Below are 13465 nucleotides of genomic sequence, written 5' to 3' on the forward strand. Positions count from 1 at the left end.
ACAACGAGATTGCGCCAGACCCTGAGTAGGGGAATGGTCGCGGCCGCCGCCGCGACGAGCATTCTGTCCCTGTGCGGCAGCTCCGCCCTCGCCGACTCCGACGCGAGCGGGGCCGCCAAGGATTCGCCGGGCGTCGCGTCCGGCAACAGCGTGCAGGTTCCGGTCGACGTGCCGGTCAACGCCTGCGGCAACTCCGTGGACGTCGTCGCCGCGCTCAACCCGGTGTTCGGCAACTCCTGCGCGAACGACTCGGGTTCGCACGAGAGCGGCGAGCGCGGCGCGGACCACGGTGACGAGGACCTGCCCGGCTTCTCGGAGTCCTGGCCGTACGGTTCGTCCGGCGCCGGTGCGGACGACCACGCGGACGACGGGTACGGGGACACGCCGGGCGGCTACGGGGAGACGCCCCCGCACACACCGCCCACAACCCCACCCACGAAGCCGCCGCACCACCCTCCGACGACGTCCCCTCCGACGACGACGCCGCCGCACCACCCTCCGACGACGTCCCCTCCGACGACGACGCCGCCGCACCACCCTCCGACGACGCCCCCTCCGACGACGACGCCGCCGCACCACCCTCCGACGACGCCCCCTCCGACGACGACGCCGCCGCACACGCCTCCGCCGACCTGGCCGGAGCACCCTCCGACGACGCCGCCGAACACGCCCCCGCCCACCTGGCCGGAGCACCCTCCGACCACACCTCCGGGCAAGCCACCGACCCTGCCCGAAACCGGCAGCGAGAGTGTGCTGGCCGCCGCGGGAGTGAGTGCCGCGCTGCTCGTCAGCGGGGCTGTGCTGTACCGACGAGGCCGAGCCGCGTCCCGTCGGTAGCGCGTACACCAGGTGCCGGGCACGCCTTGTGCCCGGCACCTTCGTGTGTCCGGCGTGGGTGCCGGATTCCTGCGATTCACTCGTGCGGGCCATACGAGCACTCGAAAGCCGTAACCACAGTGGCGGAAGTCATATTGATATGACTGAGTGTCAGCTATCGAGCCGCTTATCGAGAGTTCGGTGACAGCTGGAAACGCGCGGTGAAAGGAGCAGGCATGGCCTCACAGCAGCGACGGTCCCGTTCACGACGGCCGGCGTTCATCGCGGCGACCGTCGCCGCGTCGGCCGCCCTGGCGTCGAGTACGGGTGTCGCCGCGGGGGTGGTGCGGGCCGCCGATCCTCCCGCTCCCTCACCCGCGGTGACCCCGGCGCCCCTCACCCCGGCGATCCCGGCCGACCCGACCGGTCCCACCACTCCGCCCACCAAAGAACCCACGGCACCCGAGAAGGGCGACGACGGCTCCGCCTTCGGCGCCTACCTCGACTACGGCCCCCGCGGCGTGGCCCGGATCTCCGAGCTCAGCCGCTGGCTGGGCAACGCCGAGCTGCGCGTGGGCCACACCTATCTGCCCGGCGACCGCTGGAGCAACATCGAGGGCGCCCCCGGCTTCCTCGACGTGTGGGCGGACTGGCGGCGGGAGCAGGACGACCGGATGTTCGTCCTCAACGTGCCCATGCTGGAGCGCAACGAGGACCACGTCTCCGACGCCGAAGTCCGGCAGCTGCTGCGGCAGGGCGCGGCCGGACAGTTCGATCACCACTTCCGCAAGCTCGCCGAGCGGCTCGTCGAGCTGGAGGTGCCGGACACGGTCATCGTGCTCGGCTGGGAGATGAACGGCATCACGTACACCCATCGGTGCGGGCCCGACCCGGAGGCCTGGAAGAAGTACTGGAACAGAATCGTCACCGCGATGCGGGCCGTGCCGGGGCAGAAATTCCGGTTCGACTTCACGCCGTCCCGCGGCCGGGACGCCGTTCCCTGGACGCAGTGTTATCCGGGTGACGACACGGTCGACATCATCGGGATGGACTCCTACGACCAGCCCTCCGGATTGACGTTCGACGAACAGATCAAAGAGCCCTACGGCCTCCAGGAACACGTGGACTTCGCCAAGGCCCACAAGAAGCCCATCTCGTATCCGGAATGGGGTCTGTTCCGCAACGGGGACAACTCCGAGTACATGCGCCGCATGCTCGCGTGGATGGACGAGCACAAGCCGCTGTACAACACGGTGACCGACTACTGCCCGCACGGTGTCTGGCAGTGCGACGACAACCCCAAGTCGTCCGAGGTCTACCGGTCCGCGCTCTTCGGCCGCACCGACCCGACCCCAGAGCCGACCAAGCCCACCGAACCCACCGCACCCCCCACCCCGACCACCCCGCCGCCGAACTGCTCACCGCTCGACCTGGGCGACTGGGTGGAGTACTGGCTCGGCGGAAAGCTGTGCCTGCGCTTCGACTGGTGGTCGCGCAACCGGTAGGACGACAGGTCAGGGGCGGCAGGTCCGGTCAGGACCTGCCGCCACCGTCACGCTCCTTCCGCTCCCGCCACCCGTTCCAGTGCAGCAGCAGCTCCTTGCCCCGCCGCCGCGCGGCCACGTCACACATGACCGCGGACAGCAACGGGGCGGTGTGCCGACGGGCGAGCAACAGCCGCTGGTTCACGACCGTCTCGGGCCGCCAGTGGTGTTTGTACGGCTCGTTGCCGCGCAGCAGGCTCAGCACACCGCGCCCGCTTCCCCGGATGTGCTCGGCGCACGCGTCGAGCAGCATCACCGCCACGTCCGCCCTGCGTTCCCGCAGGCACGGATGGGCGCCGTACAGATAGCCGCCCGCAAGCCGCCGCGACAGCAGCGTCAGGTCCACGGCCACCACGTCGTCCTCCAGGCGGAACTCGGTGACCACGGCGTCGCCGGAGCGCACCATCGGCCCGACCGACCGCACGAGATGCTCGCAGAACCGGAGCCGCAGATGCTCCGACGTCACCTTCCGGCCCTGCCACTGCAACTGGTGCAGCTCGATGAGCCGCCGCAGCGCCTTGTCGACCTCGTCCGGCGGTACGACCTGACGCTCGATGCCGAGCGCGGCCAGCCTGCGCAGCTTGGCGCGCGCCCGTTGCTGAGTCTTCGCCGCCGGCAGCCGGCTGACCAGCTCGTCCATCGGCAGGGCGGGCAGCTCCAGGCACACCGAGTCGGTCACCCGTCGCCGGGGTCCGCGCCAGTGGTCGTAGATCCGCTCGGCGGCGGCACCGGGGCGTACCTCGCGGAGGTCGATCAGGGCGGTGCGGGCGGCGGCGGAGAGTCCCTCGGCGAGCGCGGTCACCGCCGGTTCACCGCGCTCGTCGTCCAGGAGGACGTCCCCGTAGTCGGAGATCGCCCCGCCGAGCGGTACGAGGGAGGGCACCGGGCGGCCGACGCGCATGAGCGGTGCCGCGGCGACGAGTTCGCCGCCGTCCCGGACCAGCACCAGCCGCAGCCGGCCGCGTCTGCCGTACGACAGCCACCAGGAGTGCAGCCAGGCGTGGCTCTGGAACGGGGTCGCGGCGGCGCACCGCCGGTACAACGCGCCCCAGTCATCGGCCAGTTCGGCGAAGGAGCCCTGGTCGGAGACGAGTTCTGTCGAGTACGTCGGATTCACAGGATGACCCGTCCACGTGCCTGGTAGCGTCGGCGCGTGCCCAGCGAGAGCCAAGCCGGCACAGCAAACTCCGATCATTGGGGAAACCGGGCTGGTTCCAACCCGGCTGGTGTTGATCGCGTCAGACTCGATTGCTCGCTGAGTGGTCGAGCAGCGTGAGCCAGGGATCCCCCTTCTTCACGAGGGGGAGGGTTCAAAGCTGGCCGTGGACGTCGGCAGCGACGGCCGGGCCCGGCACTGATGCCGAGCGCCCGGCCTCTTCACTGGCCCGCCTCGGCCGGACCAGCAGTGCGAGGCCGCCGAGTAGTCCGCCCGCGCTCGCGCCGACCAGGCCCGTCACCGCGGCCGAGGCCGAGGACGGTTCGGTCGGCCGGGTGGCGCGGGCGAACTGCTGGAGTTCGACGTTGGTGGTGGCCTGGGCGTCGTTCGCGTGCCGGGTCAGCGCGCGGGAGACGGCGTTGGCCATGTCGGCGGCGAGGTCGGGGCGGGAGGAGGTGGCCGTGATGGCGACCATCGGCGCGTCCGGCGAGGTCGCCGTGCGCACGCTCTGCTTCAGCGTCCGCACCGGCACCCCCGCCCACACCTGGGCGTCCCCGAGCACCGCGAGCTGCGTGGCGACCCGGCCGTACGCCGTGGCGAAGCCGAGCGCGGACGCCGGGTCGGACTTCTCGGTCGGTACGGCGACGACGTAACTGGTGGCCGTGTAGGCGGGCGGCTTGACGAGGCCGTACCCGCCGCCGACCAGGCCGCCGACGAGGACGCCGGCCGCGATCAGGGACCAGGGCGGGAGGGCTCTGGCGCGGGCCAGGGCGGTGGCCGGGCGGCGTGGTCCGGTGGGGTTCTCGGTCATGAGGAACTGACTCCCTGGGGGGACGGGGACACGGAAGGGGCGGCCACCGCGGCCGCGTAGACGTCCATGAGCCGGGCGGCGCTGCGGGTGATGCTGTAGTGGTGGGCGGCGTCGGGCGTGGTGCGCGGGCGGGGGCCTTGGGCGCGGGCCTCCGCGATGGCCCGCGCGAACTCCTCCGGGCCGCCTCGCACGCGGCGCGCGGCGGACGCGGTGTGCGCCGGCAGGTCCTCGATCGCCGGGCAGGAGGCGTAGAGCACGGGCAGTCCGGCCGCCAGCCCCTCCACGACCGCGAGGCCGAAGGCCTCCTCGGGCGACGGGGAGGCCAGCAGGTCCATCGCCGCCGTGAGGGAGGGCAGGTCGGGGCCGGGGGAGCCGTCGGGGACGTAGGGGCGCTCGCCTGTGAACAGCACCCGGTCGGCGACCCCGGCCTCGTGGGCGGTCCGGCGCAGCACGCTCTCCTCGGGGCCGCCGCCGACCAGCAACAGCCAGTGGTCGTCCGGGAGTTGGGTGAGGGCGCGGATCAGGACGGCGAACTGCTTGCCCGCCGTCAGGCGGCCGATGGCGCCGATGACGTACGCCGTCTCCGGCAGCCCGAGACGCCGGCGGGTGCGCAGGCGCTGTGCCGGGTCGAAGCGGAAGCGGTCGAGGTCGATGCCGTTCGGGACGACCTCGATACGGGGGGCCGGTACGCCCCAGTGCTTGAGGCGGGCGGCGACCGTGGGGGAGACGGCGACCGTCGCGCGGCCCAGGCGTTCGCTGGCCAGGTAGAGGCCGCGGACTCCGGCGGTCAGCCTGCGGCCCTCCATCTGCGAGTCGCCGAGGGAGTGTTCGGTGGCGACGATCGCCCGTACCCCCGCGATACGCGCGGCGAGCCGGCCGTAGATGCAGGCGCGGTAGAGGTGGGTGTGCACGAGGTCGTAGCCGCCGGTGCGGATCAGACGGGCCAGGCGGGGGAGGGCCGCGAGGTCGCGGTTGCCGGCCATGCCGAGGTGGGTGACGCGCACGCCGTCGTCGACGAGTCCGTCGGCGACCGCGCCCGGGTTGGTGAGTGTCACGACGTCGCAGTCGAAGGGCAGGTGCCGCAGCAGAAGGCGCAGTTGCTGCTCGGCACCGCCCACACCGAGGCCGGTGATGACATGCAGGGCTTTCACTCAGACCCCCTCGACCGGGCGGCGCCGCAGGCGGTGCAGCCGGTACTTCAGGTAGAGGCGTACGGCGGTGTCGTTCTGGCCGATGTGCAGGCGGGGAAGGGCGTGGCGGTCGCCCAGCGGGCCGGGGTCGATGGCGCAGGCGTAGCTGTAACCGGCCTCGCGTACGGCGTCGAGGGCGCGTCGGTCGACTGTGCCGTACGGGTAGCAGAAGCCGACGACGGGAGTCCCGGTCAACACCTCGATGGCCGCCCGGCTTTCGACGACCTCGGCCTTGAGCGTGACGGCGTCCGCGGTCGTCAGGTCGACGTGCGTCAGCCCGTGCGAGCCGATCTCGATGCCCTCGGCGGCGGCGTGCCGGATGCCGTCGGCCGTGAGGAGCGGCTTGCGCGGGCCCAGTGGGTCCCAGGCGTTGTCGCCGCCGGCCCGGCCCGGCAGGACGAAGAGGGTGGCGCCGCAGCCGTGGCGGTGGAGTACGGGCAGGGCGTGCTCGGTGAAGTCGGCGTAGCCGTCGTCGAAGGTGAGCCCGACCAGGTCGTCGCCCTCGCCTCGGGCGCGGGCCGCGAGCAGGCCCGCCATGGAGACGCCCTTGAGGCCGCGGGCGCGGAGCCATCGCAGCTGGCTGTCGAGCCGTTCGGGCGTGACCGTGATGCGGTACGGGTCGTCGGAGCAGTCGCCCACCGAGTGATACATGGCCACCCAGGGGGCGGGTCTCGCGTGCGTGGTGGCGCGGGCGGAGTCAACGGTTGCGGCCATGCGGGAGCCTTCGTGTGACGGTGCGTGTGAGGTGTCGTACGGAGTGGCGGACAGGGTCGAAACCCTGGGCGCCCAGGGCCTGGGCGCCCAGGGCCTGGGCGAGCAGGGCGAAGACGGCGGCCACCGTCGCGGCACCGGCGGCCAGACCGGGCACCGGCGCCTCGATCCGGCTCGCCACGAACGCGCCCGAGAGCGTGGCGACGGCCGCCGCCCGCACCGGCCGGCTCAGCTCGGTCAGCACCCGCCGGGTGCGGATCGGGACGCTGCGCGGGCCCATGCCCGCGAGGAGCAGGGTGGCCGTGACGGTGATGCCGGCCGCGTTGGCGGCGGCGATGCCGGTGACGCCCCAGGAGCCCACCGCCCAGGCGCCGAGCCAGGTGGTCGCGACGATGCCGACGGTCATCGCGCCGACCGGGTACCAGGTGGGGCGGCCCGCCGAGAAGTAGGAGCGGACCAGACAGCCGACCAGGGTCTGGCCGAGCAGCCCGAGGGCGTAGACGCGCATGACGTTCGCGGTCGCCGCCGTGTCCTCGGCGGTGAACGCACCCCGCTGGAAGAGGAGTTCGACCATCTGCGGGGCACAGGCGATCACCGTCGCCGCCCCGGCCAGCACCATGCACGCGGCCAGCGCCAGGTCCCGCTCCACCCGGTCGCGGGCCCGCTCGATGTCGCCCTCGGCCAGCGCCCGCGCGACCACCGGGAAGGTGACCGTGCACAGCATCAGCGACAGCGTCATCGGGATCTGGGCGATCTTCTGCGCGTAGTTCAGGTGCGAGATGGCGCCGGCGGGGAGGGTGGAGGCGAGGAACCGTTCGATGAGGACCTGGGACTGCCGGCACAGCGCGAAGAGGAGGACGGAGGAGACCAGCGCCAGCGTCACCGCACGGTCGGGCGTCTCGACGGGCTCCTCCTGGACCACCGCCTCCTTGCGGCGCAATCTCCGCCACACCGACGGAAGCTGGACCGCCACCATCAGCCCGCTGCCCACCGCGACGCCCACGGCCGCCGAGCGCACCCCCCATTGCCCGCCGAGCAGGTACATCGCCGTGATGATGCCGGTGTTGTACGCCACGTAGATCGCCGCCGGCGCCAGGAACCGCCGGTGCGCCCGCAGCGCCGCGCTGCAGTAGCCGGCGAGCCCGAAGCCCAGCACGCACAGCGCGGTGATCCGGGTGCAGTCGACGGCGAGGGACGGGTCGGGCAGGCCCGGTGCCAGGGCCTGGACCAGGTAGGGGGCGGCGGCGACGAGCAGCGCGGACACGGCGACGAAGGCCAGTGACAGCCGGGGGAGCGTGGCGGCGACCAGCGCGCGGACCGGGTCCCCGGCGGCGCCCTGCGCACGGCGGGCCAGCGCCAGGCTGAACGCCGGGACCAGCGCGAAGGCCAGCCCGTCCTCGATGAGCAGCGTGGCCGCGAACTCCGGAACGGTCCAGGCCACCAGGAAGGCGTCCGTCTCCCGGCCGGCCCCGAAGAGCCGGGCCAGCGCCTGGTCGCGGACCAGGCCGAGGACGGCTCCGGCGACGGAGAGGACGGCGGTGACGAGGGCGGCCTTGGCGAGGAAGGTGCTGGAGGCAGGGGCGAGTTCGGCGGTGTCCGCGGTGCGGGCCGGGGGGACGGTCGCACCCTCGGGGTCGGTCCGGGGCGGCGGCTGGGAGGGCGTCACTTTCATCGCGCGGCTGCCTTCTCCGCGTACGCGCCGACCGGTCGCCCGGCCGAGGCGCCCCGGAGGCCGCCCCCTGCCGTCCCCCACCACCCCATCAGCCCGAAGCACACCGCCGTCAGCACGGTGGACTGGCCGCCGATGTCGGCGTACGCGAAGTCGGTCAGCTGCCACACCAGCAGCCCGCAGGCGACGAGCCCGCAGTCGAGGCCGGGCCGCCCCTCCCTCCGGACGCGGCACAGCCGCCGCAGACCGCACGCGAGCAGCGCCAGCCAGCTTCCGCCCAGCGCGAGCAGCCCGATGAGCCCCTGTTCGGCGAGGATCAGCAGGTACATGTTGTGCGGGGAGAGCAGCGGCTGCCTGCGGAAGGCCGCGCCCGCGCCCTCCGTGTCGCTGCCCGAGGACAGCGCCGGTGAGGCGTGTGTGTCCCGGTGCTCGGGGAAGCCCTTCAACCCGACGCCCGTGAGCGGCTGTTCGCGCCACATGCCGACGGCCGCCGCCCACATGGCGTACCGGTCGGTCACGGACTGGTCGGGGGCGTCGGTGACCTGCGTGATGCTGGTGATCCGCTCCTGCAGCATCGCCGTACCGATCCCGAACCCGCCCACCAGGATCACGCCCGCCGCGGCCACGACCGCCGCCACCTTCAGCGCCCGCCGCATCCCGGCCAGCGCCAGTTGCACCGCGCACGTCACCGCCGTGGCGATCCACGCCCCGCGGCTGAAGGACAACGCGAGCGGGAGCAGCAGGATCACGGCGCACCCGGCGGCAACGGCCCGCTGCCGTACCCACGTACGCCCCAGCGCCAGCCCCACCGCGCACACCAGGCCGAGGGAGACGACCGTCGCCATGCCCATCACGTCCTGCGCCCCGAAGGTGCCGACGGCCCTGATCTCCTCGCCCTGGTAGGAGGCACCGGTCCCGGTCGCGTACTGGTGCAGGCCGATCGCCCCCTGCCACAGGGCGAGCCCCACGAACGACCAGGCCAGCAGCCGGACGTCGCCCCGGTCGCGGATCAGGAGCAGCACGGCCGCGGGGACCAGCACGAACACCTGGAGATAGCGGCCCATGCCGGTGAGCCCGGCCCCCGGCGAGGACGCCCCCATCGCGGCCACCGCCAGCCCGACCACGGGGAGGCCCAGGAGTACGGCGGCCGTACGGGACAGGGGACGCCGCCGGTCCCGTACGAGACGGACCGCGCAGTACAGGACGACCAGCGCGGAGAGCGCGTCGGCGGGGCCCGCGCCGCCCTCGCCGCCGGGGCCGAGCGGCAGCCCGAGCAGGGCGATCACGGCCACCACGGGCAGGACGGGCAGGACGGGTAGGAGGGGGGACAGTGTCCGGACGGGCGGAGGTGTCATGTGCTCAGCTCCCCGTCGGGCGCAGGAGCGCGGCCGCGGTGCGCAGCAGGATGCAGATGTCCTGCCACAACGACCAGGTGTCGATGTAGGCGTTGTCGAAGCGGGCCCGGTCCTCGATGGAGGTGTCGCCGCGCAGGCCGTGGATCTGGGCGAGGCCGGTGATGCCGGTCTGCATGCGGTGGCGGGCCGCGTAGCCGGGGTGGGTCCGGCTGAACTCGGCGACGAAGTACGGGCGTTCCGGGCGCGGGCCGACCAGGCTCATGTCGCCCCGGAAGACGTTCCACAGCTGCAGCAGCTCGTCCAGGGAGGTGCGGCGCAGGAAGCGGCAGAACCAGGGCATGCGGTGCTCGTTCGCCACGCTCCAGCGGGTCGCCGCCTCGTGCTCGTCGACCGGGCGGTGGGTGCGGAACTTCAGCAGCGTGAAGGGCTCGCCGTCCCGGCCGACGCGCTCCTGCCGGAACACCACACCCGGCCCGCCGGTCAGCCGCAGCACCACCGCGCACACCAGCAGCAGCGGGCTGACCAGCAGCAACAGCGTCCCGGACACGGCCACGTCCAGCTCCCGCTTGCCGACGCTGCCGCGCTCCCGTGAGCCCAGTTCGAGCCGTCGGCAGGAGAACCCGGCGAGCCGCTCCCCCGTGCCGTACGACGGCGAGTCCGCGTCGACCTCCCACACCGCGCAGCCCGACTGGGCGAGCGCGCGCAGCAGCGGCCCCTGCTGGGACCGTACGGAGGGATGGACGACCAGGACGTCCCGCACACCGTTCTGGATGAGGGCCCGCTCGACCTCCTCGCCACTCGTCAGCACCGGCAGCCCGTCGCTGCCGTCCGGCTGCTCGGTCACGACCCCCACCGGCCGCACCCCGCACCGCGGATGCCGCAGGACGGCCGCGGCCACGCGCTGCGCGGTCGCCGCCGGGCCGACGACGAGGGCGGCGCGCGGCCGGGCGAGCCGCGCCGCGTGCCGCCGCCGGTGCACCAGAGCGCGCCCCGCACCGCTGGCCGCCGTCTGGAGCAGGAAACCCAGGGCGAGCGTGCGGACGGAGAGCGCGTGGTGGGGCGCGTACGCCGCCACGAGCGCCGCCGACGCCAGCCAGGCCACGGCGATGCGGGCGCAGACGGCGGGCAGTTCGTCGAGGACGCCCGGAACGGACCGGGGCATGTGGGGCCGTAGCAGCAGCGACGCGGCCACCAGCAGGGCGACGAGCAGCGGCCGGCGCTGGGTGCCGGTCAGTGCCAGAGCGCCGACCAGGGCGGCGACACCGTCCGCGGCGAGCAGCGGGAGGGGTGAGACGGGTCTGGCGGGGGGTCTTCGGGCGGGGATCCGGAAGGCGGCGGGGGCGCCGCGCGGCGGCATGACGGAGACGGGCGAGGATCCGAGATCCCGTGGCTGCCCACCGGGCGAGGGGACGGTGCTTTCCGCAGTCACGAGTGGATGGACTCCCTGTACTCGGTGGGCACGGCGAGCGTGGCGGCCGATTCGCCGAGCACGTCGCGGTACACGCCCGCCACCGCCTCGGCCGTGCGCCGCACGTCGTGCGTGGACAGGACGTGACGGCGCCCCTGGTGGCCGAGCGACTCGCGCAGCGGCGGGTCGAGCAGCAGGCCGGTGACGGCCCCGGCCAGCGCGGCCGGGTTCTGCGGCGGGACGAGGCAGTGCGGCGCGAGCCCCGGGGGCAGGCTCTCCCGGGCGCCGTCCACGTCCGTCACCACCACCGGCCGCCCGCACGCCATCGCCTCCAGCGGTGCCAGGGCCATGCCCTCCCAGCGCGACGGCAGGACGACCAGATCGGCGGCCCGGTACCAGGGCACGGTGTCGGCGACGGCGCCCGCGAACAGCACCGACGCGGGTGCACGGGACCGGAGTTCGTCCAGGTCCGGGCCGTCGCCCACCAACACGAGTCGGGCGCCCGGCACCCGCGCGAGGACGCCCTCCCAGGCCCGCAACAGCACGTCCTGCCCCTTCTGCCGGCACAGCCGCCCCACACACACCACCAGCGGCGCCGCGGGATCGACATCGGGGAGCAGCGAGGCCCGTACGGTGTCGGCGGCGGCGGGGTGGAAACGCTCGGGGTCGATGCCGTTGGGGATCACGCTCCAGCGCCCGGCGACCCCGGCGCGCACGCCGGTCGCACGCTCCGCCGCGCTCACACACACCACCCGGGACGCCCAGCGCGCCCCCCACCGCTCCCACCGCAGCGCCAGCTCCGAGGTGACCCCGCCGACCGCCTCGAACGACCAGGCGTGCGGCTGGAAGACGGTCGGGATCCGCCCCCGCACGGCGAGCCGCCCGGCCAGCCCGGCCTTCGCACTGTGGGCGTGCACCAGTTCGGGTCGTACGTCCTCGATCACACGAGCGAGCCGCCGTACCTCTCCGAGGAGCGCCGGACCCGGCGAACGCGTCGCGTGCCAGTGCCGTACGTCCGCGCCGAGCGCGCGCAGGGTCGGGGCGACGGGGCCGTCCGGGCAGCCGACCGTGACGTGCAGACCGGCCGTCAACTGGGCGCGTACCAGGTCCGTCAGCACCCGGGCGACCCCGCCGTCCACGGGCTGGGTGAGGTGCAGGACCCGCGGCCGGGGGCGGTCGGGTGCTGGCTGGTGCATGCGCGGTTTCCTCGCTCACGGACGACGCTCGGACGGGCGGGAACGCGCCTACGTGCGGGCGTCTGCGGCGGCGAAGAGCACACCGGCCCATGCCGCGTCCCGCTGGGAAACGAGCCGGTGGGCCAGCTGGTCACCGCCCGGCCGCAGCGCCTTGTCGAGTTCGAACACCGGCGTCGCCCTTCCCGGAGAAGAGTGCGATTTACTGGCTATAGGGGTGCCTCAAGAGGTCCGCAACTCTAGCCGCTGTCAGTATTTATCCGGCGAAACTCGACAAGTGTGTCGGAACGGTGAAGTCGGGCCTCCGGTTGGATCACTCCATTGGCGGCACAACCCGCGCGAGCGGCGCGCGTTGACACAGCGCCGGGCATCCCCGCCCGGATGAGCGTCAACCCCCAAGGAGCACCTCTCCATGTCGCGTATCGCGAAGGGCTTGGTCCTGTCCTCCGTTGCGGCTGCCGCCGTTGCGGGCACCGCCGGCATCGCCGCCGCCGACAGCGGCGCCGACGGCAAGGCCGTCGGCTCCCCCGGCGTCCTGTCGGGCAACGTCGTCCAGGTTCCGATCCACATCCCGGTCAACGTCTGCGGCAACACCGTCAACATCATCGGTCTGCTGAACCCCGCGTTCGGCAACACCTGCGTCAACGACTGACGTCGGCGCGCGACCGCTTCACCGGCCGTCCTCCCGTGGTTCTTCCCCGGGGTGGCGGCCGGTTCGCGTGTCCCTCGACTCGCCCGAGGTGTTCGAACGGTTGCAGGGCGCGGTGGGCGCTTTCACGGTGGGCTCACGATCCGACGCACATCGAGACGCACCTCGAGACGCACCTCGAAAGGAACACCCATGCGTGGTCTGCCCGCACGGCGCATCGCCTCCTCCGCCGTCTGCGCCACCCTCCTCCTCGGCCTCGCCGCCCCGGCCGTGGTGGCGATCGAGAGGGAGCCGGCCGGTGAGAGTGTCCAGGCGGCGCCCCGTGCCCCCGTCCCCGGCGCGGACGCGCTCCTCGCCCAGGTCAAGGGCCTGGCGGACCTCGGCGGCGTGCTCACTCCGGTCACCGATCTGCTCAGCACCGTGCTCAAGGCCGACGACGGGCAGCTGACCGCCGAGGAGGCGACCAAGCTCGGCGACGCCGTCAAGGACGCCATCGTGAAGGTGACCGCGGCGGCTCCGGCGGCTCCGGCGGCTCCGGCGGCTCCGGCGGCTCCGGAGACCCTGCCGGACACGACCGCGCCCACGACCACCACTCCGGGCACCACCACTCCGGGCACCACCACGCCGACGAGCACCCTGCCGACCCTGCCCACGCTCACGAAGAGCGGCGACTCCCAGGCGCCGGCCGTCGAGCTGCTCCCGGCCGACCTCGTGGCCGACGCGCTCGCCGGGCTGCAGAAGGCGGTCGACACCCTGCTGAAGGCGGTCACCTCCGGGGATGCCGCCCAGGTGGAGCCGGCCGTCACCGGCGTGCTGACCGGCCTCGTCAACGTCGTCTCCGCCACGCTGCTGAGCGGCAAACTGCCCGCCCCGACCCTGCCGGGCCTGCCGACGTCCGGGGTGCTGCCCGCCTCCTGATCTCATATGAGGATGAGGAACGGGGTTTCCGCTCCGGTCGGGGCT

The 13465-nt window shown here is 73.5% G+C and carries 12 protein-coding genes and 1 pseudogene; 4 read left to right on the forward strand and 9 right to left on the reverse strand.

Features of this window, described 5'->3' with window-relative positions:
• Nucleotides 1-33: 33 nt before the first annotated feature.
• Nucleotides 34-837, forward strand: a complete 804-nt coding sequence (locus tag OG252_RS32100) for a chaplin (protein ID WP_329340438.1) — start codon at nt 34-36, stop codon at nt 835-837.
• Nucleotides 838-1052: 215 nt separating this feature from the next.
• Nucleotides 1053-2321 (forward strand): glycoside hydrolase family 26 protein, encoded by a 1269-nt coding sequence (locus OG252_RS32105; protein ID WP_329340440.1) that lies wholly within the window; start codon nt 1053-1055, stop codon nt 2319-2321.
• A gap of 28 nt (nt 2322-2349) precedes the next feature.
• Here OG252_RS32105 and OG252_RS32110 read toward each other — a convergent pair whose 3' ends face one another.
• From OG252_RS32110 to OG252_RS32150, 9 genes and pseudogenes are all read right to left on the reverse strand, one after another.
• Entirely contained in the window at nt 2350-3477 is a 1128-nt protein-coding gene (locus OG252_RS32110; RefSeq protein WP_329340442.1) for a GNAT family N-acetyltransferase, read from the reverse strand.
• Nucleotides 3478-3670: 193 nt separating this feature from the next.
• Nucleotides 3671-4327, reverse strand: coding sequence for a lipopolysaccharide biosynthesis protein (locus tag OG252_RS32115; protein WP_329340444.1), 657 nt, complete (start codon nt 4325-4327; stop codon nt 3671-3673).
• Nucleotides 4324-5478, reverse strand: coding sequence for a glycosyltransferase (locus OG252_RS32120; protein WP_329340445.1), 1155 nt, complete (start codon nt 5476-5478; stop codon nt 4324-4326). The genes OG252_RS32115 and OG252_RS32120 overlap by 4 nt, the downstream gene beginning before the upstream one ends.
• Nucleotides 5479-6231, reverse strand: coding sequence for a polysaccharide deacetylase family protein (locus OG252_RS32125; RefSeq protein WP_329340447.1), 753 nt, complete (start codon nt 6229-6231; stop codon nt 5479-5481).
• Nucleotides 6215-7900 (reverse strand): murein biosynthesis integral membrane protein MurJ, encoded by a 1686-nt coding sequence (gene murJ / locus OG252_RS32130; protein WP_329340449.1) that lies wholly within the window; start codon nt 7898-7900, stop codon nt 6215-6217. The genes OG252_RS32125 and murJ overlap by 17 nt, the downstream gene beginning before the upstream one ends.
• Entirely contained in the window at nt 7897-9252 is a 1356-nt protein-coding gene (locus OG252_RS32135; RefSeq protein WP_329340451.1) for an O-antigen ligase family protein, read from the reverse strand. Before OG252_RS32135 ends, murJ begins: the two co-directional genes overlap by 4 nt.
• Nucleotides 9253-9256: 4 nt before the next feature.
• Nucleotides 9257-10681, reverse strand: a complete 1425-nt coding sequence (locus OG252_RS32140; RefSeq protein WP_329340453.1) for an exopolysaccharide biosynthesis polyprenyl glycosylphosphotransferase — start codon at nt 10679-10681, stop codon at nt 9257-9259.
• The gene (locus OG252_RS32145) at nt 10678-11856 is read right to left on the reverse strand and encodes a glycosyltransferase (RefSeq protein WP_329340455.1); all 1179 of its coding nucleotides are present in this window, start codon (nt 11854-11856) and stop codon (nt 10678-10680) included. Before OG252_RS32145 ends, OG252_RS32140 begins: the two co-directional genes overlap by 4 nt.
• A 48-nt stretch (nt 11857-11904) precedes the next feature.
• Nucleotides 11905-12039 (reverse strand): annotated as a pseudogene (locus OG252_RS32150) (DUF3344 domain-containing protein); the annotation flags it as partial.
• A gap of 226 nt (nt 12040-12265) precedes the next feature.
• Here OG252_RS32150 and OG252_RS32155 point away from each other — a divergent pair.
• On the forward strand, nt 12266-12505 hold the full coding sequence (locus OG252_RS32155) for a chaplin (RefSeq protein ID WP_266439384.1): 240 nt from the start codon (nt 12266-12268) through the stop codon (nt 12503-12505).
• A gap of 189 nt (nt 12506-12694) precedes the next feature.
• Nucleotides 12695-13420: a hypothetical protein gene (locus tag OG252_RS32160; RefSeq protein ID WP_329340457.1), complete on the forward strand. Its 726-nt coding sequence runs from the start codon at nt 12695-12697 to the stop codon at nt 13418-13420.
• The last annotated feature ends 45 nt before the right edge of the window (nt 13421-13465 follow it).

The organism is Streptomyces sp. NBC_01352 (genome assembly GCF_036237295.1).
In the GTDB taxonomy this organism is placed as follows: Bacteria; Actinomycetota; Actinomycetes; order Streptomycetales; family Streptomycetaceae; genus Streptomyces; species Streptomyces plumbiresistens.

Bases quoted from the DNA above. Each gene is read 5' to 3' on its own strand.
- OG252_RS32100 (WP_329340438.1), top strand. From the start codon at position 34: ATGGTCGCGGCCGCCGCCGCGACGAGCATTCTGTCCCTGTGCGGCAGC.
- OG252_RS32105 (WP_329340440.1), top strand. From the start codon at position 1,053: ATGGCCTCACAGCAGCGACGGTCCCGTTCACGACGGCCGGCGTTCATC.
- OG252_RS32115 (WP_329340444.1), bottom strand. From the start codon at position 4,327: ATGACCGAGAACCCCACCGGACCACGCCGCCCGGCCACCGCCCTGGCC.
- OG252_RS32125 (WP_329340447.1), bottom strand. From the start codon at position 6,231: ATGGCCGCAACCGTTGACTCCGCCCGCGCCACCACGCACGCGAGACCC.
- murJ (WP_329340449.1), bottom strand. From the start codon at position 7,900: ATGAAAGTGACGCCCTCCCAGCCGCCGCCCCGGACCGACCCCGAGGGT.
- OG252_RS32135 (WP_329340451.1), bottom strand. From the start codon at position 9,252: ATGACACCTCCGCCCGTCCGGACACTGTCCCCCCTCCTACCCGTCCTG.
- OG252_RS32145 (WP_329340455.1), bottom strand. From the start codon at position 11,856: ATGCACCAGCCAGCACCCGACCGCCCCCGGCCGCGGGTCCTGCACCTC.
- OG252_RS32155 (WP_266439384.1), top strand. From the start codon at position 12,266: ATGTCGCGTATCGCGAAGGGCTTGGTCCTGTCCTCCGTTGCGGCTGCC.
- OG252_RS32160 (WP_329340457.1), top strand. From the start codon at position 12,695: ATGCGTGGTCTGCCCGCACGGCGCATCGCCTCCTCCGCCGTCTGCGCC.